Genomic DNA, 21,643 nt, shown 5'->3' with positions numbered 1-21,643 from the left:
ACAACCAGAATTAATCATCTAATTAATTAAACTTAATAAGTATCGTTATGAAACTATATATAAAATCATTAGAAACGTATTTCATCTTAATATGTTCTTTTATTACACTATGTGCAAATGCACAACAAGATCCGGAGTACACACAATATATGTACAATACGATGGCGGTAAACCCAGCTTATGCCGGGTCAACCGGAGCTTTAGAAGCAACACTTTTGCACCGTTCTCAATGGGTTGGAATCGATGGAGCACCACAAACGCAATCCTTTTCTATGCATTCGCCTCTTCGAAATGAGATGCTTGGAGTTGGATTAAGTATTGTGAATGACAAAATTGGCCCATCAAATGAATTGTATATCGATGGAAACTTCTCTTATTCAATTCCGTTAGGATATGAACAACGATTAGCATTTGGATTAAAAGCCGGTATGCGAATGTTAAATGTCGATTGGTCAAAAGGGAAATATTATAATAATAATGACGCTTTGTTGAATCAGAATATTGATAATCAGGCAAAAATAGCAGTTGGAGCAGGAGCTTATTACTATACCGACAAATGGTATGTAGGATTTTCAATTCCAAGCTTTATTCAAAATGATTATTATGATGACGTTCAGGAATCAATAAATTACGATCGTCTGCATTATTATTTAATGGGAGGTTATGTTTTCGATTTGAATCCGAATTTAAAGTTTAAACCGGCATTTTTAGTAAAAGCAGTGAGTGGAGCACCACTTACTGCTGATATTTCGGCAAATTTTATGATTGCAGAAAAATTTGTAATCGGCGGGTCTTATCGAACAGATGATTCAGTGAGCATATTAGCGGGCTTTCAAATATCAAGAAGCTTCTATATCGGATATGCTTTTGATTATACAGTAAGCGAATTGAATAAATACAATGATGGGTCTCACGAAATCATCTTGCGTTATCAATTAACTAAAAATCAAAGCAAAATCAAATCACCTCGATTCTTCTAAAAAGTAAACCTATGAAAAAAATATATATCCTAAGTTTAGTATTGAGTTTTACATTAGGTTTTGCTCAAAAAACTAATTTAAAAAAGGCAGATGCATTGTTTAAGAATTACTCTTATGTAGATGCATCAAAAGCCTATGAAGAATGTTTGCAGAATATAAAAAATCCATCGGCACAAACGTTAAAAAATGCGGCTGACTCTTATTACTTTACTTCAGATTCGAGAAATGCGCTTAAATGGTACAAAAAACTATACGAAGCACAAGGTAATAATTTAACAGATATCTATTACCTGCGATACATTCAGTCGATGAAAGCTGTGATGGATTATGATGATGCTGATAAAATCACAAAAGAGTATCTGAACAAAAAAGGAGATCAAAAAGAAATCAATCGATATGTTGCCCAAAAGAAGCAAATGGATAGTTTATCTAAAGCAAAATCTCTTTATGAAATTAAAAATTTAGATATCAATACCAGTAAATCAGATTTTGGAGCTACATTCTATCAGGACAAAATTGTATTCACATCAGCAAGAGACACAACAAAGTTTAGTCAAAAATTGTATACCTGGAACAATCAGCCTTTCTTAAATTTATATGTTGCAGAAAGAAATCCTGCTGACGGAAGTCTATTCAACGAAGTTTTGTTTATACCTAATTTAATGACAAAATATCATGAAGCAACAGCAAGTTTTGATGCCAGCGGGAAAACCATGTATTACTCCTCAAATATTGTGAAGAAAAATAAATTGGTTATTGATGAAAATAAGATTAATAATTTTCAGATTCTTAAAGGCTCAATAGTAAACGGGAAATTAGAAAATCCTCAAAAAGTTTTCTTTGATAGCGATGAGTATTCAGTTGGGCACCCTTGCTTAAGTGATGACGGACATTTACTTTTCTTTGCATCAGATATGCCTGGCGGTTATGGCGAAACAGATTTGTATGTGGTGAAAATTGCAGACGACGGAACAATGAACTCACCTCAAAATTTGGGACCAAAAATAAACACCATTGGTAATGATCTTTTTCCTTTTTTCCGCAACGGAATACTTTATTTTTCGTCAGATGGACATTATGGTTGGGGAGATTTAGATGTATATGAAAGTACAATGTTATCAGATGGTAGTTTCACTGCACCGCGAAATTTAGGAGCTCCGATAAACAGTAACAAAGACGATTTTACGTTTGTGATAGATAAAACAGGAAAATATGGTTATATATCTTCCAACAGAGCAGGAGGTAAAGGTGACGATGATATTTACTCTTTTTCTAAAGGAGAACCGGTTTGTAACCAGAATATTTCAGGTAAAGCAACAGATCGAAAATCAAAATTACCTTTAACAGATGTTACTGTAGTAGCTTATAATTCTTATAACGAGGTTTTGGCAGAAACGAAAACAAATTTCGACGGAAAATATGCCGTAACAGTTCCTTGTAATAAAACAGTTCGATTAGTCGCTACAAAAACAAATTTCAGTGACGACGAAAAAACCGTTGAAACGACAAAAGAAAATGAAGCCGAAATTACCGATGTCAATTTTGAACTTAGTAATTATGATGATTTGGTAGTGAAAAAACAAGGTGTTGAAAAAGTAGATGTTAATCCAATTTATTTTGATTACGACAAATACGACATTACACCTTTGGCAGTTGAGGAATTATCTAAAGTAGTTTTTATTATGAGAAAATTTCCTAACATTAAAATTAAAATTGAATCGCATACCGATTCTCGCGGAAAAGATTCTTATAACTTAAAACTTTCTGATAATAGAGCAAAATCTACTCGAGACTATATTGTTTCACAAGGCATAGACGCGTCAAGAATTGAAAGTGCAATTGGTTACGGTGAAAGCCGATTAATTAACAAATGCAAAAATGGTGTAAAATGTACCGAAGAAGAACACTTATTAAACAGACGCTCAGATTTTATCATTATTCAAAAATAGTTCTATGTCAATAAGTAGATTTTTTGGTTGTCTACCTAAAAACATGAAACGAAGAAACCATTTGGAAGTTGGTTTTTATTAATTCTTTTTTAAGAATAATGGGCAAGAAGAAAATCAAGTTGCATCGTATTGCAACTTGATTTTTGATTTTATAAAACTTTGGTTTTTTTAATGAATTTGAACAAAAATAATCCTAATTTTGATATTCAGTTATTCTAAATCACAACGCCCAGTATTTTAATATTATATGAGTATTCAAGAGACCATTCAGACTTTAAGAGACGAACTTAATCAACATAATTATAATTATTATGTGTTAGATAATGCCACAATTTCTGATTATGATTTTGATATAAAGCTAAAGCAACTTCAAGATTTAGAAAATAAGCATCCAGAATTTTTCGATGAGAACTCTCCAACGCAACGAGTAGGAGGTACTATTACCAAAAATTTTAAAACAATCGCGCATCAATATAGAATGTATTCTTTAGACAATTCTTATTCTAAAGAAGACTTATTGGATTGGGAAAACAGAATTCAAAAAGTATTAGGAAATGTTGATCTGCAATATACTTGTGAGTTAAAATACGATGGAGCTTCTATAAGTATAAGTTATGAAAACGGGAAATTAGTGCAAGCTTTAACCCGCGGAGATGGTTTTCAAGGTGATGAGGTTACCAATAATATCAAAACTATAAAATCAATTCCGCTACAGCTAAAAGGAAATTACCCTGAAAAATTTGATATTAGAGGAGAAATTATTTTGCCCTTTGCAGGATTTGAAAAAATGAATCAGGAATTAATTGAAATAGGCGAAACACCATATTCAAACCCAAGAAATACAGCTTCAGGAAGCCTTAAATTGCAAGACAGTGCTGAGGTTGCAAAACGTCCGCTAGAATGTTTATTGTATTTTGTAACAGGTAATAATTTGCCTTTTTCGACTCAATTTGACGGATTAGAATCTGCAAGAAAGTGGGGATTTAAAGTTCCAAAAGAAGCAAAATTGGTCAATAACATGCAAGAAGTATTTGACTTCATTGATTACTGGGATGTGCACAGACACAATTTACCATATGAAACAGATGGTGTTGTAATCAAAGTAAACAGTATTCAACATCAGGAAGAATTAGGATACACAGCAAAATCTCCTCGTTGGGCAATTGCCTATAAATTCAAATCAGAACAAGTTTCAACAAAACTGAAATCAATTTCATATCAAGTAGGGCGAACAGGAGCGATTACGCCCGTAGCAAATTTAGAGCCTGTACAATTGGCAGGAACAATTGTAAAAAGAGCATCGTTGCATAATGCTGATCAAATTGAAAAATTGGATATCAGAATAAATGATACCCTTTTTGTTGAAAAAGGAGGAGAAATCATTCCAAAAATAATTGCTGTTGATTTAGAAAAACGCCCGGAAAATTCAGAAGTTACACAGTACATTACACATTGTCCAGAATGTCAAACCGAATTGGTAAGAAACGAAGGAGAAGCAAATCATTATTGTCCAAATTTTTACGGATGTCCTCCACAAATTATTGGCCGTATTCAGCATTATATTTCAAGAAAAGCAATGGACATTGAAGGTCTTGGCGGCGAAACAGTTGCCTTACTTTTTAAGAACGGACTGGTTCATAATTATGCCGATTTATATGAATTAAAAGTGGAAGATATTTTGCACTTAGAAAGAATGGCGCAAAAATCTGCCGAAAATTTGGTAAACGGTGTCCAGAAATCAAAAGAAATTCCGTTTGAAAGTGTTCTTTTTGCACTTGGAATCCGTTTTGTTGGAGAAACTGTAGCTAAAAAATTGGCGAAGCATTATAAAAACATAGATGCATTAAGTCAGGCTACATTAATGGATTTGGTTCTTGTAGATGAAATTGGCGAAAGAATTGCCAAAAGTGTAATTGAATTTTTTGAAAACGAAGAAAATAAAAAAATCATTGAACGTCTAAAAAGTTACGGAGTTCAATTTGAAATAGTAGAAAAAATTAACCCAAATGCTACCGAGAAATTTATAGGTAAAACATTTGTAGTTTCAGGTGTTTTTAGCCAATTTTCCAGAGATGATTTAAAGAAAACCATCGAAGATAATGGAGGGAAAGTTGGAAGCTCTATTTCTGCAAAAACAGATTTTGTCGTTGCAGGTGATAATATGGGGCCGGCAAAATTAGAAAAAGCTAATAAGCTAAATATTCCAATACTATCAGAAGAAGACTTTATAAATAAATTAAATGAAAGCGAATAAGCCGTCGTTAATTTTATTCTTTTTTGCGTTACTCTGTACAATCATTTTTGATTGGGCGGGGCAGGATTTTTTTTCCATTTATGCCAAGGCAATTGTACTTCCTGCAATCTTTTTTTATTTTTTGATTAGTACCGAATTTAAAATAGGTAGTACAGAAGCTGTAATTTTTTTATTCTGTTTTATAGGCCAGGTTTTTGACTTAATGGATATCGAGATTTCAGAAATTGGCGGAGTAATGAGCTTTCTGGTAGTTTATCTCTTAATTATAAAGCTTTATGTACGGGAGCATGAAAAAATAAAACTGGCAAAAAAAGATATTTTGCCAGTTTCTATAGTTGTTATATTTATCGTTTACTTACTAATTTCAGTACTTAGTTTGCAATTTGATAACATGAAAAAGTTTAGTGCGCTTTATACTTTTTACGGACTCGTGTTAAGTGTTTTAAGCTATTTTTCATTTGTTAGTTATATAACCAAAGGTACACATATAACATTATTAATGTCGCTAATGGCAATTAGTTATATATTTTCAGATATCTTCTATATATTCAACGAATATTTTTCTTATTCTATCGTTCTTGTTTTAATTCGTGATGTTACTCAGATTCTGGCATACTTCTTTATGGTAGAGTATTTCCTTGAAAAACTTAAATTTCAAAAAAAAGTATTACACAATGATTGATCTTCCTTGGTTTGTATGCGCCTTATTTTTGTCGAAGTAAAAATCAATTCGACCTAAGTTAATTCCGTAACATCCCACTTGGTTTACCAGTACATTTTCACCAGCCTTGTTTTTTACAATAGTTGGTTTATCTAAAAAAGTATGTGTGTGACCGCCAATAATCAAATCAATATCCTGAGTTTGTTCCGCTAATTTTAAATCACAAATTTTTGATGCATCATCTTTGTATTTGTAACCCAAATGCGAAAGACAAATAACCAAATCACATTTTTCCTCTTTTTTTAATAATTGCGTCATATCCTGAGCAATTTCAACGGGATTATTATAAATAGTTTCCTTGTACATTTGTTTGTCAACTAAACCGGCAAGTTCAATTCCTAAACCAAAAACACCCACCTTAATTCCGTTTTTATTAAAAATCTTGTACGGTTTTACAAGTCCGTTCATAACGGTATTTTTAAAGTCGTAATTCGAGTTTATAAATTCAAAAGTAGCATGTGGCATTTGTGCATGCAAACCATCCAAACCATTATCAAAATCGTGATTTCCTATAGTAGATGCGTCATATTTCATCATACTCATCAATTTAAATTCGAGTTCACCACCGTAATAATTAAAGTATGGAGTTCCCTGAAAAATATCTCCTGCATCCAGCAAAAGAACATTTGGATTTTCCTGACGAATAGTTTCTATAAGTGCAGCTCTGCGTGATACGCCTCCTTTATTTGGGTTACGAGGATCATCAGCCGGAAAAGGATCTATGTGGCTGTGAACATCATTAGTATGTAGAATCGTTAAGTGTTTAATATCGTTGCTTTCAAAACTGCTCAATGATAAACCTAAACTTAATAAGGCAGTACTTGCAGCGGTTTTTTCGATAAATTCTCTTCTTTTCATTTTGTATATTTTTTGCGGAAACTGTAATGTAATTTGCTAATGTTTTCTTTTTTTGCCACAGATTAAAAGATTTAGATAGATTTTTAATCTTTAATCTGTGCCTTAAATTTTTTATGCGGATAGAAATGATTTATTTTTAATCCTAAGTATACGCCTGCTTTTAATCTTCAGTAATTCTGATATCTTTTGGTACCGGAATTGTATCTACCTGTTTAAAATAATCAATCAATACATCTCGAAGTTTGTAATTCAAATCAAACTTTTGAACACCTTTTGCAAAAAATGTCATACTATCACCACCATTAGCCAAATAGTCATTTGTTGCTACATAATAAATCTTATTAACATCAATAGGTTTTCCCTGAATTAAAATATTTTTAGCTTTATTGTCTTTCGTAATAGTAAAAGTCATTCCAGACAAAGGTTGAGGTTTTCTCTCCTTAATAATATAAGCAGCGATTTCAAGAATTTGATCTCCTTTTAATGCCACAACAACTAAGTTGTTTTCAAAAGGCATAATTTCAAAAGCAGTTCTCGTAGTAACATTTCCTTTTGGTAAAATGGCACGAATACCGCCATGGTTTAATAGACATAAATCAATAGTTTTTTTCTCGCGAGCTTTAAAAACCAGATTTCCTCTTTCAACACATACATCGGCTAACAAACATCCAATAGTAGTTTGCCATTTTCCTGTACTTTTATCCAAAGTTTCCGGACAATAAGCAAGAACACTGTCTAAATCCTTATTAATATGATCGCGATAAGGTTTAATGAATTTTTCAATTGCTGGAGTTTCAGCGGTTTTTTCCGTGATCGGAAGTTGTTTTCCTTCTATCTTCGTCAGATTATAATTTTTCTGACTGCAAGAAGAAATAAAAAGTGTTAAGAATATAACAAAAAGTTTTAAAAATCCGTTATACTTTTTTAGTTTTACCATCTTAAATGCGACTTAAATAATTAATTTTGTAATCTAGTAAAAGTACTATGTTTTTAAATTATATAAAGGAATTTTTTGTAAAAAAATCATTAAAAAATAACTTGCATAATGTCCAAAACGAAGTATTTACAAGCAATGTGCAAACAATTGGTTTACTGGTTGATGAGAGCAGATTTAAGCATTCAAAAGAGCTATTTGAAGAAGTAATTTCGAAAGGAATAGCAGCGCAGAATGTTAAGATTGCTTTATACACAAGTAAATTTGATAAGAAAAAAACGTATTCAATACCTACATTTGGTAAAAAACACATCAATTGGAAGGGAGAAATTACAGCAGTTTTTCTCAATGAATTTATTGAAACAGAATTTGATCTTTTGATTAGTTATTATGATAGCGAAAATGCTATTTTGATGTCAGTAACGAATAAATCAAGAGCAAAATTTAAAGTAGGATTTGCATCTGTTGATCAAAGATTGAATCATTTGATGATTAATACGGCTGTAGAGAATTATCGACTTTTCGTTTTCGAATTGTTTAAGTATTTAAAGAGTATAAAATAAAACTATAAATTAGAATATGCAATCATTAATAGGAACTGGTGTTGCGCTTGTAACCCCATTTAAAAAAGACTTTTCAATAGATATCGACGCTTTACAGCGCATCGTAAATTTTTCTATAGACGGAGGAGTTGAATATCTTGTAGTTATGGGAACCACGGCAGAAAACGCTACTCTAACGCAAGCCGAAAAAGAATTGGTTATAAAGACAGTAATCGATACTAATAAAGGAAGATTGCCATTAGTTCTTGGAGTTGGAGGTAATAATACAATGCAAATTGTAGAAGAGTTAAAAACTAGAGATTTTTCGGCTTTTGAAGCGATACTTTCTGTTTCTCCATATTACAATAAGCCAACACAAGAAGGAATTTATCAGCATTTTAAAGCCATTGCTGAAGCATCTCCTGTGCCAGTGATTTTATATAATGTTCCAGGAAGAACATCAAGTAATATGTTGCCATCCACAGTAATTCGTTTGGCAAATGATTTTGACAATGTTGTCGCAATAAAAGAGGCTGCCGGAGATATGGCGCAGGCTTTACAATTAATCAAAAATGCACCAAAAGATTTTCTGGTAATTTCAGGAGATGATATGATTGCTTTGCCGATTGTTTTGGCTGGTGGAGCAGGTGTAATCTCGGTAATTGGACAAGGTTTTCCGAAAGAATTTTCAGAAATGATTCGTTTAGGTTTGAATAGAAAGGTAAATGAAGCCTTTAAAACACAATATTTTTTATCAGATTGTATTGATATGATTTTTGAGCAAGGAAACCCTGCCGGAATCAAACAAGTCTTTCAAGCCCTTGGTATTGCTGATAACATAGTGCGTTTACCTTTAGTAAGTGTTGATGAATCATTAGCAAACAGATTGAACGAATTTGTAAAAAATAGCATAAATTAACAGTGAGATTGTCGGTATTTTAATATACCAAAAAATATTTTGTAGTAGCTAAATTAATAACTAAATTTGCCACCGGAACTTCGGTGTGATTTTGCTTTGGCATAATTGTCTAAGAAATCATAATAAAAGTAAGAAAATGAAAAAAATAGTATCTCTATTAATTGTTGTTGTCCTTTTTTGTTCTTGTAGTGAATACCAAAAAGCATTAAAAAATGAAGATGTCGCAGCAAAGTTTGATGTGGCAACAAAAATGTATGATGCTGGAAAATATTCTAAAGCCATACGTCTTTTTGAACAATTAGCTCCTTCTTATAGAGGAAAGCCTCAGGCTGAAAAACTGTTTTACATGTTTTCACAATCTTATTATAAGACAAAACAGTATTACTTAGCTGGTTATCAATTTGAAAGCTTTGTTTCTGGATATCCTCGTAGTGAGAAAGTTCAGGAAGCAGCTTTTTTGGGTGCTTTTAGTTACTCAAAATTGGCACCTACATATAGTTTAGATCAAACTGATACAGTAAAAGCTTTAGAGAAATTACAAGCTTTTATCGATAATTATCCAAATTCAGAATACATTGTTCAGGCGAATGCGGCAGTGCAGGTTTTGAACGGGAAATTAGAGAAAAAAGCATACGAAAATGCAAAAGGATACAATACGATTTCAGATTATAAATCAGCATTAATTGCTTTTGATAATTTTATAGCTGATTTTCCTGGAACACCGTTTAAAGAAGATGCGTTGTTTTACAAATACGATTCAGCATACAAATTAGCAATAAACAGTGTTCCGTCAAAAATGGAAGAGCGTTTAAATGTTGCAAAAGTTGCTTATAATAACTTGGTTAAGTTTAAAAGCGATACAAAATACAAAAAAGAGGCAGACGAAATGAATGCTAGAGTTGAAACTGATTTACAAAAATTTACTAAATAAAATAAAGTCATGGATTTAAAAAAGACGAATGCTCCTGTAAATACAATAACTTACAATAAAACAGTTATTGAAGAGCCAACAGGAAATGTGTATGAGGCAATTACCATTATGGCTAAAAGAGCAAATCAAATTAATTCTGAAATTAAAAAAGAATTAACTGAGAAATTAGAAGAGTTTGCTACTTATAATGACAGTCTTGAAGAAGTTTTTGAAAATAAAGAACAAATTGAAGTTTCTAAATTTTACGAAAAATTACCAAAACCACATGCTTTAGCAGTTCAAGAATGGTTAGATGGTAAAACATACCACAGAGGTTCAAACAAATAATATAGTATAATGTCAGTTTTAAACGGGAAGAAAATTTTACTAGGAGTTTCCGGTGGAATTGCAGCCTATAAAACAGCCTCATTAGTACGACTTTTTATAAAAGCAGGTGCACATGTCCAAGTGATAATGACACCTGCTTCTAAGGATTTTGTAACTCCACTTACGTTATCAACGTTATCAAAAAATCCAGTACATTCAAGTTTCTTTAATCAGGATGATGAAGATGCAGTTTGGAACAATCATGTTGAATTAGCACTTTGGGCTGATTTAATGTTAATTGCTCCAGCAACTGCTAATACGTTATCTAAAATGACCACAGGAAATTGTGATAATCTTTTAATCGCTACTTATTTATCGGCTAAATGTTCAGTATATTTTGCTCCGGCAATGGATTTGGATATGTATAAACATCCGTCAACTTTATCAAGTTTCGATGCTTTAAAACAGTTTGGAAATATTATGATTCCTGCTGAAAATGGAGAGCTGGCAAGTGGATTATCAGGAGAAGGCAGAATGGCTGAGCCGGAAAACATTATTGCATTTCTTGAAGCTGATTTAGAAAGTAAATTGCCTCTAAAAGGAAAAAGAATATTAGTTACTGCCGGACCAACATACGAAGCAATAGATCCGGTACGCTTTATAGGAAATCATTCTTCAGGTAAAATGGGATTTGATATTGCAAATGAAGCAGCAAAATTAGGCGCGGAAGTAATTTTAGTTGCCGGGCCAACTCATTTTAAAGCAAAAAGTAGTTTAATTAAAGTTGTAAACGTAGTCTCGGCACAAGAAATGTATGATGCTTGTCATTTGCATTATAATGAAGCAGATGTTACTATCGCTGCTGCCGCTGTTGCAGATTATAGACCAAAAGTTGTTGCATTACAGAAGATTAAGAAAACTGCCGATGAGTTTTCAATAGAACTAGAAAAAACAAAAGATATTTTAGCATCATTAGGAGCGATCAAAAAAAAGCAATTTCTAATTGGGTTTGCTTTAGAAACTCAAAATGAAATTGAAAATGCTAAGCTGAAAATTCAGAAAAAAAACTTAGATTTGATTGTTTTAAATTCCTTACAAGATGAAGGGGCAGGTTTTAAAAAAGAAACCAATAAAGTAACATTTATTGATAAAGATTTTAAAATTGAACCAATGGAATTAAAATCAAAAGAATCAGTTGCTGTTGATATTTTAAATAAAGTGGTTTCTCATTTTAAGAAATTATAATATTTTTTAAGAATATCAGTTTAGCATCTAAGGCGATATCACGCTAACACAAATAGTATCTCTTTATGAATAAAATAGTTGTTCTTTTAGTTTTTTTTATTTTTGGCTATGCAGAGGCACAACAGCTAAATTGTACGGTAACTATTAATACTGAAAGATTACCGAATCCAAATCAGCAAGTTTTTAAGACTCTTCAAACATCTTTGTCTGAATTTGTTAATAAAACAGATTGGACAGGTTCAGTTCTAAAGCAAAACGAACGAATCAATTGTTCCATGTATATTACATTGTCATCTAATAGTTCAGATCAATTTACAGGAACAATTCAAGTGCAATCATCACGATTGATTTTTAACTCTACTTATTCTTCGCCAGTATTAAATTATAATGACAAAGATTTTAATTTTCGATATATAGAATATGAACCGTTGTTGTTTAATCCGACAACGTATGAATCGAATTTAGTTTCTGTCGTTTCTTTCTATAGTTATTTAATTTTGGCCATGGATGCTGATACTTTTCAGATGACAGGAGGAAATCCTTATCTTGAAACTGCACAAAACATTGCAAATGTAGCACAACAGGGTGGGTCAAAAGGATGGAACCAATCTGATGGATTGCAAAATCGCTATTACTTAATAAATGATATGATTTCGCCAATGTATAGTGATTTGCGTCAAACTACTTTCATGTATCATACAGGTTTGGATAGTATGAGTGAAGATTTGAAAGGTTCAAAAGAAAAAGTAAAAGCTGCCCTAATGATTATTGGTAGATTGAATTCGGTAAAACCAAATGCTTTTTTGACCAGAGTATTTTTTGATGCAAAATCAGATGAAATTGTTTCTATATTTTCAGGAGGGCCAAGTATTCCGGTTACTGATCTAACAGATGTCTTGAATAAGGTTTCGCCCTTGAACTCAACTAAATGGTCGCAGATTAAGTTTTAAATTGATTTCAATTGACTTACTTTCTTTAATAAATTTTTACATTCACACAATTTTCCTATGATAACGTCCTTGTCGATTAAAAACTATGCTCTGATTGAAAAATTAACTATAGATTTTTCAAAGGGTTTCTCTATAATTACTGGTGAAACAGGAGCAGGTAAATCTATTATATTAGGAGCGATAGGATTAGTTTTAGGAAAAAGAGCCGATCTTACTTCGTTAAAAAATAAAGAAGAGAAATGTGTTATAGAAGCGCATTTCGAAATTTCTAAATATAATTTAAAAAGTTTTTTTGAAGCGAACGATCTTGATTATGAAGATGAAACTATAATTAGAAGAGAAATTTTGCCTTCAGGAAAATCACGTGCCTTTATTAACGATAGTCCGGTAAATCTTCAGGAATTACAGGATTTAAGTTTGTTTTTGATTGATATTCATTCTCAACAGCAAACACAAGAGCTATCTGATGAAGGAGTTCAGTTTAAGATTATTGATGCTATTGCAAATAATGGAGAAACGATTCAATCTTATCAAGACTCGCTAAAAGCATACAAGTCAGATAAAACGAAGTTGAACGCATTGTTGAAAAAGCAAAGTGATTCTGGAAAAGAGCAAGAATACAATACTTTTTTATTGAATGAATTAATTTCAGCTAAATTAAAATCAGGAGAACAAGAGGAATTGGAGGCTGATTTTGAAAAATTGAATAATGTTGAAATTATAAAAGAATCAATTGATAAATCTCTTGCAATTGCAAACGAAGAACAATTTGGAGTTTTTCATAATCTAAATGAAATTAAAACTTCTTTGCAAAAAATAGCGCTTTTTTCGCCAGAATATCAAAATATATTCGAAAGAATTACAAGCCTGACAATTGAGTTTGATGATGTTTCTAAAGAATTACAAAATTCATCTGAAAGATTATTGAATGATCCTGCACAATTAGAATTGGTGAGTCAGAAACTACAGTTGATTTATAATTTGCAAAAGAAACATAATGTAACTTCTGTTGATGGATTACTTGAAATTCAGACTAATTTAGGAAATACATTACTTGAACTTGATAATATTGAAGATGAGATAGCTATTTTGTTAAAATCAATAGAGCAAAAATCTTTAGAATTAGATGCTTTTTCGGCTAAAATTCACGAAAATAGAACAAAAGCAATTCCAGTTCTGTCACAACAATTGATTTCTATATTAGAAACTTTGGGTATGCCAAATGTTCGTTTCAATATGGAGTTATTGCCTTCAGAGACCTATTTTCAAAATGGAAAAGATGAATTGCAGTTTTTATTCTCTGCGAACAAAGGAACTGATTTTGGGTTATTGAAAAAAGTAGCTTCAGGAGGGGAGATGTCTCGAATTATGTTGGCAGTTAAAGCGATTTTGGCGCAATATTCAAAACTTCCAACCTTGATTTTTGATGAAATTGACACAGGTGTTTCTGGGGAAATTGCTATCAGAATGGGCGAAATTATGAAAGAGATGAGTGCTAAAATGCAAATTTTTGCCATTACACATTTACCTCAAATTGCAGCGAAAGGAGATTCGCACTTTAAAGTTTCAAAATCAACAGTTGATAACGATACACAATCAGAATTAAAGCTTCTGTCTCAGGACGAAAGAGTTATCGAAATTGCTCAAATGTTATCTGGTGCAGTAGTTTCAGATTCGGCTTTAAATCATGCTAAAGCCTTGTTGAACTAAAGAAATACTTTATATTTGTCATCTCAAAAAGAAATTAAACAAAACGTAAATAAGTTAATCATTTGTCTTATTGGCAAGTAAAATTAACGAATAAACAGAAAAGTATGATTATAGAACCTAGAATGAGAGGATTTATTTGTTTGACATCACACCCAAAAGGATGCGAGCAAAATGTGAAAAATCAAATAGAATATATAAAATCAAAAGGGCCAATTGCCGGTGCAAAAAAAGTATTAGTTATTGGAGCTTCAACAGGTTTTGGATTAGCTTCAAGAATCACTAGTGCTTTTGGATCTGATGCTGCAACAATTGGAGTATTCTTTGAAAAACCGCCAGTTGAAGGTAAAACAGCTTCGCCGGGTTGGTATAATTCTGCTGCATTTGAAACAGAAGCTCACAAAGCAGGTTTGTATGCAAAAAGTATCAACGGAGATGCTTTTTCAAACGAAATAAAAAGACAAACTCTAGATTTAATCAAAGCTGATTTAGGTCAGATAGATCTTGTAATTTATAGTTTAGCTTCACCGGTTCGTCAGCATCCGGTTACAGGAGTTTTACACCGTTCAGTTTTAAAACCAATCGGACAAACTTTTACAAACAAAACAGTAGATTTTCATACAGGAAATGTAACAGAAGTTTCAATTGCTCCGGCAAATGAAGATGATATTGAAAATACTATTGCAGTAATGGGTGGTGAAGATTGGACGATGTGGATTGATGCTTTAAAAGCTGAAAATTTATTAGCAGATGGAGCTACAACAGTTGCATATTCTTATATTGGGCCATCATTAACAGAAGCAGTTTATCGTAAAGGTACAATTGGTCGCGCAAAAGATCATTTAGAAGCTACTGCATTTACTATTACAGATAGTTTAAAATCATTAGGAGGTAAAGCATATGTTTCTGTAAACAAAGCTTTAGTTACACAAGCTAGTTCTGCGATTCCGGTTATTCCATTATATATTTCTCTTTTATATAAAATCATGAAAGAAGAAGGGATTCATGAAGGTTGTATTGAGCAAATTCAACGTTTGTTTCAAGACAGATTATACAATGGATCTGAAGTTCCTGTAGATGAAAAAGGTAGAATTAGAATTGATGATTGGGAGATGCGTGATGATGTTCAGGCAAAAGTGGCTAAACTTTGGTTAGAGGCTACAACTGAGACATTGCCGGCAATTGGAGATTTAGCAGGATATAGAAATGATTTTTTAAATTTATTTGGATTTGAATTTGCAGGTGTTGATTATGCTGCAGAGACAAATGAGGTTGTTCAAATCGAAAGTATCAAATAAATTAGAAGAAATAGCATTATAAATGAAAAACCATTCGTTACAGCGAATGGTTTTTTTATGAATATAACATATCTTTGTTAAAATTTTGAACTTAAAAAAATTGCCACTTTAAAACCGCACATTCTGCTATGATTTTTTCTTTAATTATACCCGTGTATAATCGCCCAGATGAAGTTGATGAACTTTTAGAAAGTTTGTCTAAATCTGATTATAATGAAGCTTTTGAAATCGTTCTTGTTGAAGACGGATCGACAATACCATGTAAAGATGTGGTAATGACGTATCAGGGAAAATTGAATATTTCATATTATTTTAAAGAAAATTCAGGACCTGGTGATTCAAGAAATTTCGGAATGCAAAGAGCGCGTGGTGATTATTTTATCATTTTTGATTCTGACTGTATTATTCCGTCAAATTATTTAAGTGAAGTAAGAAAAGCTTTAAATGAAGGTTATGTAGATTGTTTTGGAGGTCCTGATAAAGCTCTGGATAGTTTTTCAGATATTCAAAAGGCGATAAATTTTGCAATGACCTCTTTCCTTACGACAGGAGGGATTCGTGGTGGTTCTGAAAAAATCAGTAAGTTCCAGCCAAGAAGTTTTAATATGGGAATTTCAAAGAAAGCATTTGAAGCATCAAAAGGTTTTGGAAATATTCATCCTGGCGAAGATCCTGATTTGTCTATTCGTTTATGGAATTTGGGATTTGAAACAAGACTGTTTCCTGAGGCTTATGTGTATCATAAACGTAGAATAGACTGGGAAAAATTTTCGATTCAGGTTCATAAGTTCGGTATTGCCAGACCTATTTTAAATAGTTGGTATCCAGAACATAATAAACTGACTTTTTTCTTTCCTAGCGTTTTTATATTAGGATTATTATTAGCTTTTTTACTATTAATTTTCAATATTGATATTTTATTACAATTATATTTTGTATATTTCGTTATAATTTTTCTTACATCAGCTTTTCAGAATAAAAGCATTAAAATTGGTTACCTTTCGGTAATTGCTGTTTGGAAGCAATTTTACGGCTATGGGACGGGATTTTTAAAATCTTTTGTAAAAATTATTATTTTAAAGAAAAAACCGCAAGAGGCTTTTCCTCGTATGTTTTTTAAAATTTAGTATGACAAAAGTTATTGGTTTGACAGGCGGGATAGGAAGTGGAAAAACCACTATTGCAAACTATTTTGCGGAAAAAGGCGTGCCTGTTTATATTGCTGATGATGCAGGAAAAAAAGTAATGCAGTCTGAAAGTATTATTGAACAAATAAAAACAACTTTTGGAGATATAATTTTTGAGAATGAAGTTTTAAACAGGGCTAAATTGGCAGAGATTGTTTTTAACAATGCCGATAAATTAGCAGCATTAAATGCTATTGTGCACCCAGCTGTAAAAAGAGACTTTGAGTTATGGCTTTTGGATAATAAAAGATATCAGTACATAGTATATGAAGCTGCAATTTTATTTGAAAGTGGTCGTTATAAAGACTGCGATGTTGTTATAACTGTTACTGCACCGGAAGAAGTAAGAATTGAAAGAGTTCTAAAACGCGATAATACCACACGAGAACAGGTTTTAAGTAGGATGAAGATGCAGTGGAATGACGAAAAACGAATTTCCTTAAGCAATTTTGTAATTAATAACAGTAATCTTAAAATTGCTAAAGAAGAAGTTGTTAAAATTCTTAAAATTTTAAATATAAAACAAAATCAGTCTTAAATGTTAATATTTGGTTAATGTATTATTTAGTATATTGTTAAAATATTAATTTTGTTTCGATGAATAAATTATTTTTTAGAATACTTGTTTTACTGATGAGTTTGTCCTTAATAGGGATTATTCTGGTTCAAGTATATTGGTTCAATTCTTCGTTTAAAAATAACGATGAACAGTTTAAATACCATGTTACACAAGTGATTGGTAATGTTGCAGATAAACTAGAACAACAAGAAGAATATAGTTTTTATGATAAGTACAATCGTATAAAAGACAGTACAGGCAAAACTCCCAAAAAAGAAGATCTATTACAAGTTTTTTATGTTCAGAGAAATACAAAAACAAATAAAACTATTATATATTCAAATACCCTTACATCTGAAGATTATGATATAAATGGTTCATTATTTAATAAAAAATTTAGTAGTGAAAGATTTAAAAATTTTAGTTCGAAACGAGTAACTGAAGTTTACAATAACAATAACTTAATCGATAATAATAGTTTAAGTCAAAGTATTATTCCAGATCTAAAAATTGAAAAATCTGGTAGTTTAGATATCTTAAATAAAGTTCAACAGCAAATTCAGTATAAAGATATTGCTTCGTTGACACCAATAGAGGGAAGAATTACAAAAGATAAGCTCCAAAAACTTTTAAAGAAAGAATTAGAAGAATATGGTGTAAATACCAAATTTGAGTTTGGAGTTCTTAGCAGTGGTCTTGCGACAAAAGTAAAATCTGATGGATTTCATTATGATAAAGATGCAAGTTATCATATTCCAATTTATACAGATAATGAAGGAAATAGTAAGTATGAATTGTTTATTACGTTTCCGCATAAAAAGAAATTTTTACTATCTGAATTGTTGAGTATTACTATACTTTCAATAATTTTTACGTTAATTATAATAGTTGCCTATACAAGTGCATTGAATCAATTGTTACGTCAAAAACATATTTCTGAAATCAAAACAGATTTTATAAATAATATGACGCATGAATTTAAGACACCCATTGCAACTATAAATTTAGCACTAGATGCAATTAAGAATCCAAAAATTATTGAAGATAAAGAAAAAGTATTTCGATATCTGCAAATGATTAGAGATGAGAACAAAAGAATGCATGCTCAGGTTGAAAACGTTCTTCGTATTTCTAAATTAGAAAAAAGAGAATTAGACATAACCAAAGAACCAACTGCTATTCATGAAATAATTGATGATGCAATTGAGCACGTAAATTTAATTTTAGAAGACAGACAAGGAACGGTTGTAAAGCATTATAATGCGGCAAGAACAACCTGTTTAATTAACGAAGTACATTTTACGAATGTTTTGGTTAATATTTTAGAAAATGCAATAAAATATTCGCCGGATATTCCTGAAATTGAAATTTTTACAGAAAATGTGAAAGACATGATTCTGATAAAAGTTAAAGATAATGGTCTTGGTATGAGTAAAGTTGCTCAAAAAAGAGTTTTTGAGAAATTTTACAGAGAACATACAGGAGATTTACATAATGTAAAAGGACATGGTTTAGGTCTTGCTTATGTAAAAAGAATAGTAGAAGATCACAATGGTCAAGTATATGTTGAAAGCGAAAAAGGAAAAGGTAGCACCTTTATAATAAAAATACCATTAATAAATTAAAATATGGAAAATAATAACAAAAGAATACTTTTAGTAGAAGATGACCTTAATTTTGGGGCAGTTCTTAAAGATTATCTAATGTTAAATGACTTTGAAGTTACTTTAGCTAAAAACGGTATGGAAGGTTTCGAAAAATTCAAGAAAGATGTATATGATTTATGTATTCTTGACGTAATGATGCCTTATAAAGATGGTTATACTTTAGCTAAAGAAATTAGAGAGAAAAACAGTGAAGTGCCAATTATCTTCTTGACAGCTAAGTCTATGAAAGAAGATGTGTTAAAAGGGTACAAAGCTGGTGCTGATGATTATTTGAATAAACCTTTTGATTCAGAAGTTTTATTGATGAAAATCAAAGCGATCATTCAAAGAAAATCTGCAGATACAAAAGCAGAGCAAGTTCAGTTTGAGTTTAACATTGGTAAATTTCATTTGAATTCTAAATTAAGGTTTTTAACGTTCGAAAATGACGAACCAATAAAACTATCTCCAAAAGAGAATGAATTACTTAAAATGTTAATTCTTCATGAAAATGACTTAATGCCAAGAGAATTAGCATTGACTAAAATCTGGAGAGATGACAACTATTTTACTTCAAGAAGTATGGACGTTTACATCGCTAAGCTTAGAAAATATTTAAAAGCAGACGAAGATGTTGAAATCCTTAACATTCACGGTGAAGGTTTCAGATTGGTTGTTAAAAGCAAAGTAACAGAATAACAAAGTTCACCAAACTAAAAAAAATAATAAAGCTCTGAGAAATCAGGGCTTTTTTTATGCCGTAAAATTAAAAAGTGATGGAATATTTTGTTTTTTATTTTAAATCAATTTCGTTTTATTTTATTGATATTTAAGCGGTTAATTGTGTTTTTGTTTTTTGTAATTTATGATTTTATATTTTTGTACGGATTTTTCTTAAAATAAATTTGGAAAATCAAAAAACTATTCTGAATATTTGCAGACGAAAAAAATAATAACCCTTTAATAACGAAGAAAAATGTTTGTACTTACATTGACATCTCAAAGCTTCACACCAAACGAATTTGGTGCAGCGCTTCTTCGTGGCTTATTTCAATCTTAGAAATACATTTTTAGATATATAAAAAAGCCCGAAGACATTTAGTTTCGGGCTTTTTTTATTCTAGACACTTCAAATTTTCCCGAATAACAGTTCAATTATTTATCCTAAAGGATAAAAGATCACGCACGTTTATATTTTTCAATTCGTTACGTTTTGAAGAATATTTGTTTGCCAAACAATAAGAATAATTAAAAAATTTATGGGAAATAAATTATCCGGAAAAGACCTGATCAAATTGGGCTTTCCAAAAAATAATTCAATAAACATCGCCTTGGGGCAAATAAATAGATATAGAAAAAGAGAAAAAAAAGAATCTATACTAACAGAAGCTAAAGAGGTTTTACTGTCTCCTGAAAAGTTTGAAGGACATGGAACCTGGGGAAAAGTAGCCGAAGGTTTGATAAAGCCAGTTCAGGTAAGAATGCATCAGTTGAAGACAACGAGAGTTCCTTTTACCATTTTTGGAGAAAATGAAATTGATGATCAAGCTAAATTTCAATTGTATGATTCATTAAAATTACCGATTTCAGTTGCCGGCGCTTTGATGCCGGACGCGCATTCAGGTTATGGTTTGCCGATTGGCGGGGTACTTGCAACAGATAATGCAGTTATTCCGTATGGAGTAGGTGTTGATATTGGTTGTCGAATGAGTTTATCTATTTTTGATTTACCTGCTTCACATTTCAAAGGAATAGAGCATCAATTGCAGGCTATTTTAAAAGATAATACCAAGTTCGGAATGAACGAAACACATGCTTCAAAAGCTGATCATGACGTTTTTTACAAAAGTGAGTTTCAGGATATTCCTTTATTAAAAAAACTTTTACCAAAAGCCTATAAGCAATTAGGGAGTTCAGGTGGAGGAAACCACTTTGTAGAATTTGGTATTGCAAAAATTGACAATCCTGAAAACGAATGGAAATTAGGAGTAGGAGAGTATTTTGCTGTTTTATCGCATAGCGGTTCTCGTGGTTTAGGTGCTAACATTGCTAAACATTATACTTATTTAGCAACCAAGCAATGCCCTCTGCCTAAAAATGTCCAACACTTGGCTTGGCTAGATTTAAACACGCACGATGGACAAGAATATTGGCTGGCGATGAATTTAGCGGGAGAATATGCAAAAGCATGTCACGATGATATTCACAGACGTATTGCAAAAGCAATTGGGAAAAGGGTAGTGGTTACAATTGAAAATCACCACAATTTTGCCTGGAAAGAAATTGTAAATGGTCAGGAATGTATTGTGCATAGAAAAGGAGCAACTCCAGCGGCAGTAGGTCAGTTAGGAATTATTCCGGGATCGATGACTGCGCCAGGATACATAGTAAGAGGAAAAGGTAATCCAGAAAGTTTAAATTCTGCTTCGCATGGAGCCGGACGCTTATTTTCACGAGCCAAATGTAAAAGTACGTTCACTCAAAGTGAGATCAAAAAAGTATTGCAAGCCAATGACGTAACGTTGATTGGTGGAAATATTGATGAAGCACCAATGGCTTACAAAGACATTACAAAAGTGATGGGAAATCAAACGGAATTGGTTGAAGTTCTGGGAACTTTTATACCAAAGATTGTTAGAATGGACCGTTAAAAAGAA

19 protein-coding genes are annotated in these 21,643 nt (G+C 31.7%); 17 read left to right on the top strand and 2 right to left on the bottom strand.

Features of this window, described 5'->3' with window-relative positions; all coding sequences use genetic code 11:
• The first annotated feature begins 47 nt into the window (after positions 1–47).
• The 4 genes from ACHRVZ_RS02580 (at position 48) to ACHRVZ_RS02565 (ending at position 5,865) form a co-directional block, all read left to right on the top strand.
• Positions 48–980, top strand: coding sequence for a type IX secretion system membrane protein PorP/SprF (locus tag ACHRVZ_RS02580; RefSeq protein ID WP_395420625.1), 933 nt, complete (start codon positions 48–50; stop codon positions 978–980).
• Positions 981–991: 11 nt separating this feature from the next.
• Positions 992–2,929, top strand: coding sequence for an OmpA family protein (locus tag ACHRVZ_RS02575; protein WP_395420624.1), 1,938 nt, complete (start codon positions 992–994; stop codon positions 2,927–2,929).
• A gap of 247 nt (positions 2,930–3,176) precedes the next feature.
• Entirely contained in the window at positions 3,177–5,183 is a 2,007-nt protein-coding gene (gene ligA / locus ACHRVZ_RS02570) for an NAD-dependent DNA ligase LigA (RefSeq protein WP_395420623.1), read from the top strand.
• Positions 5,170–5,865: a hypothetical protein gene (locus ACHRVZ_RS02565; RefSeq protein WP_395420622.1), complete on the top strand. Its 696-nt coding sequence runs from the start codon at positions 5,170–5,172 to the stop codon at positions 5,863–5,865. The genes ligA and ACHRVZ_RS02565 overlap by 14 nt, the downstream gene beginning before the upstream one ends.
• On the opposite strand, the gene ACHRVZ_RS02560 is transcribed toward ACHRVZ_RS02565, so the two are convergent.
• Together ACHRVZ_RS02560 and ACHRVZ_RS02555 are read right to left on the bottom strand one after the other, a co-directional pair.
• Positions 5,851–6,762: a bifunctional metallophosphatase/5'-nucleotidase gene (locus ACHRVZ_RS02560; RefSeq protein ID WP_395420621.1), complete on the bottom strand. Its 912-nt coding sequence runs from the start codon at positions 6,760–6,762 to the stop codon at positions 5,851–5,853. The two genes, ACHRVZ_RS02565 and ACHRVZ_RS02560, sit on opposite strands and share 15 nt — an antisense overlap.
• 160 nt (positions 6,763–6,922) lie before the next feature.
• Positions 6,923–7,699: a 5'-nucleotidase C-terminal domain-containing protein gene (locus ACHRVZ_RS02555; RefSeq protein ID WP_395420620.1), complete on the bottom strand. Its 777-nt coding sequence runs from the start codon at positions 7,697–7,699 to the stop codon at positions 6,923–6,925.
• A gap of 47 nt (positions 7,700–7,746) precedes the next feature.
• Here ACHRVZ_RS02555 and ACHRVZ_RS02550 point away from each other — a divergent pair, with 47 nt between their 5' ends.
• From ACHRVZ_RS02550 to ACHRVZ_RS02490, 13 genes are all read left to right on the top strand, one after another.
• Positions 7,747–8,259 (top strand): DUF6913 domain-containing protein, encoded by a 513-nt coding sequence (locus ACHRVZ_RS02550; protein WP_395420619.1) that lies wholly within the window; start codon positions 7,747–7,749, stop codon positions 8,257–8,259.
• Positions 8,260–8,275: 16 nt separating this feature from the next.
• Entirely contained in the window at positions 8,276–9,157 is an 882-nt protein-coding gene (gene dapA / locus ACHRVZ_RS02545; RefSeq protein ID WP_395420618.1) for a 4-hydroxy-tetrahydrodipicolinate synthase, read from the top strand.
• A gap of 136 nt (positions 9,158–9,293) precedes the next feature.
• Positions 9,294–10,088 carry an outer membrane protein assembly factor BamD gene (locus tag ACHRVZ_RS02540; protein ID WP_395420617.1) on the top strand — a complete coding sequence of 265 codons (795 nt, stop codon included), beginning with the start codon at positions 9,294–9,296 and terminating at the stop codon, positions 10,086–10,088.
• 9 nt (positions 10,089–10,097) lie between these two features.
• Entirely contained in the window at positions 10,098–10,415 is a 318-nt protein-coding gene (locus ACHRVZ_RS02535) for a DNA-directed RNA polymerase subunit omega (protein WP_007807938.1), read from the top strand.
• 9 nt (positions 10,416–10,424) lie between these two features.
• Positions 10,425–11,639: a bifunctional phosphopantothenoylcysteine decarboxylase/phosphopantothenate--cysteine ligase CoaBC gene (gene coaBC, locus ACHRVZ_RS02530; protein WP_395420616.1), complete on the top strand. Its 1,215-nt coding sequence runs from the start codon at positions 10,425–10,427 to the stop codon at positions 11,637–11,639.
• Between the two features lie 65 nt (positions 11,640–11,704).
• Entirely contained in the window at positions 11,705–12,589 is an 885-nt protein-coding gene (locus tag ACHRVZ_RS02525; RefSeq protein ID WP_395420615.1) for a DUF4835 family protein, read from the top strand.
• Between the two features lie 57 nt (positions 12,590–12,646).
• On the top strand, positions 12,647–14,299 hold the full coding sequence (gene recN, locus ACHRVZ_RS02520) for a DNA repair protein RecN (protein WP_395420614.1): 1,653 nt from the start codon (positions 12,647–12,649) through the stop codon (positions 14,297–14,299).
• A 104-nt stretch (positions 14,300–14,403) separates the two neighbouring features.
• Positions 14,404–15,594, top strand: a complete 1,191-nt coding sequence (gene fabV, locus ACHRVZ_RS02515) for an enoyl-ACP reductase FabV (RefSeq protein ID WP_395420613.1) — start codon at positions 14,404–14,406, stop codon at positions 15,592–15,594.
• 128 nt (positions 15,595–15,722) lie between these two features.
• Positions 15,723–16,721, top strand: coding sequence for a glycosyltransferase (locus ACHRVZ_RS02510; protein WP_395420612.1), 999 nt, complete (start codon positions 15,723–15,725; stop codon positions 16,719–16,721).
• 1 nt (position 16,722) lies between these two features.
• Positions 16,723–17,319, top strand: a complete 597-nt coding sequence (coaE, locus tag ACHRVZ_RS02505; protein ID WP_395420611.1) for a dephospho-CoA kinase — start codon at positions 16,723–16,725, stop codon at positions 17,317–17,319.
• A 59-nt stretch (positions 17,320–17,378) separates the two neighbouring features.
• Positions 17,379–18,965, top strand: a complete 1,587-nt coding sequence (locus ACHRVZ_RS02500; RefSeq protein WP_395420610.1) for a sensor histidine kinase — start codon at positions 17,379–17,381, stop codon at positions 18,963–18,965.
• Between the two features lie 3 nt (positions 18,966–18,968).
• A complete protein-coding gene (locus ACHRVZ_RS02495) occupies positions 18,969–19,685 on the top strand; it encodes a response regulator transcription factor (RefSeq protein ID WP_026985497.1) in 717 nt (238 codons plus the stop codon).
• A gap of 560 nt (positions 19,686–20,245) precedes the next feature.
• Complete coding sequence (locus tag ACHRVZ_RS02490) at positions 20,246–21,637, top strand: RtcB family protein (protein WP_395420609.1); 1,392 nt, start codon at positions 20,246–20,248, stop codon at positions 21,635–21,637.
• Positions 21,638–21,643: the final 6 nt, after the last annotated feature.

The sequence above is a fragment of the Flavobacterium sp. FlaQc-57 genome, from assembly GCF_044007395.1.
Lineage (GTDB): Bacteria > Bacteroidota > Bacteroidia > Flavobacteriales > Flavobacteriaceae > Flavobacterium.
The sequence above is the reverse complement of the archived record's forward strand: the minus strand, read 5'-3'. Positions and strand labels throughout refer to the sequence as shown.

What these genes read in the sequence shown, in the direction of transcription:
- ACHRVZ_RS02580 (WP_395420625.1), top strand. Translation starts at nt 48, where the DNA reads ATGAAACTATATATAAAATCATTAGAAACGTATTTCATCTTAATATGT.
- ACHRVZ_RS02575 (WP_395420624.1), top strand. Translation starts at nt 992, where the DNA reads ATGAAAAAAATATATATCCTAAGTTTAGTATTGAGTTTTACATTAGGT.
- ligA (WP_395420623.1), top strand. Translation starts at nt 3,177, where the DNA reads ATGAGTATTCAAGAGACCATTCAGACTTTAAGAGACGAACTTAATCAA.
- ACHRVZ_RS02565 (WP_395420622.1), top strand. Translation starts at nt 5,170, where the DNA reads ATGAAAGCGAATAAGCCGTCGTTAATTTTATTCTTTTTTGCGTTACTC.
- ACHRVZ_RS02560 (WP_395420621.1), bottom strand. Translation starts at nt 6,762, where the DNA reads ATGAAAAGAAGAGAATTTATCGAAAAAACCGCTGCAAGTACTGCCTTA.
- ACHRVZ_RS02555 (WP_395420620.1), bottom strand. Translation starts at nt 7,699, where the DNA reads ATGGTAAAACTAAAAAAGTATAACGGATTTTTAAAACTTTTTGTTATA.
- ACHRVZ_RS02550 (WP_395420619.1), top strand. Translation starts at nt 7,747, where the DNA reads ATGTTTTTAAATTATATAAAGGAATTTTTTGTAAAAAAATCATTAAAA.
- dapA (WP_395420618.1), top strand. Translation starts at nt 8,276, where the DNA reads ATGCAATCATTAATAGGAACTGGTGTTGCGCTTGTAACCCCATTTAAA.
- ACHRVZ_RS02540 (WP_395420617.1), top strand. Translation starts at nt 9,294, where the DNA reads ATGAAAAAAATAGTATCTCTATTAATTGTTGTTGTCCTTTTTTGTTCT.
- ACHRVZ_RS02535 (WP_007807938.1), top strand. Translation starts at nt 10,098, where the DNA reads ATGGATTTAAAAAAGACGAATGCTCCTGTAAATACAATAACTTACAAT.
- coaBC (WP_395420616.1), top strand. Translation starts at nt 10,425, where the DNA reads ATGTCAGTTTTAAACGGGAAGAAAATTTTACTAGGAGTTTCCGGTGGA.
- ACHRVZ_RS02525 (WP_395420615.1), top strand. Translation starts at nt 11,705, where the DNA reads ATGAATAAAATAGTTGTTCTTTTAGTTTTTTTTATTTTTGGCTATGCA.
- recN (WP_395420614.1), top strand. Translation starts at nt 12,647, where the DNA reads ATGATAACGTCCTTGTCGATTAAAAACTATGCTCTGATTGAAAAATTA.
- fabV (WP_395420613.1), top strand. Translation starts at nt 14,404, where the DNA reads ATGATTATAGAACCTAGAATGAGAGGATTTATTTGTTTGACATCACAC.
- ACHRVZ_RS02510 (WP_395420612.1), top strand. Translation starts at nt 15,723, where the DNA reads ATGATTTTTTCTTTAATTATACCCGTGTATAATCGCCCAGATGAAGTT.
- coaE (WP_395420611.1), top strand. Translation starts at nt 16,723, where the DNA reads ATGACAAAAGTTATTGGTTTGACAGGCGGGATAGGAAGTGGAAAAACC.
- ACHRVZ_RS02500 (WP_395420610.1), top strand. Translation starts at nt 17,379, where the DNA reads ATGAATAAATTATTTTTTAGAATACTTGTTTTACTGATGAGTTTGTCC.
- ACHRVZ_RS02495 (WP_026985497.1), top strand. Translation starts at nt 18,969, where the DNA reads ATGGAAAATAATAACAAAAGAATACTTTTAGTAGAAGATGACCTTAAT.
- ACHRVZ_RS02490 (WP_395420609.1), top strand. Translation starts at nt 20,246, where the DNA reads ATGGGAAATAAATTATCCGGAAAAGACCTGATCAAATTGGGCTTTCCA.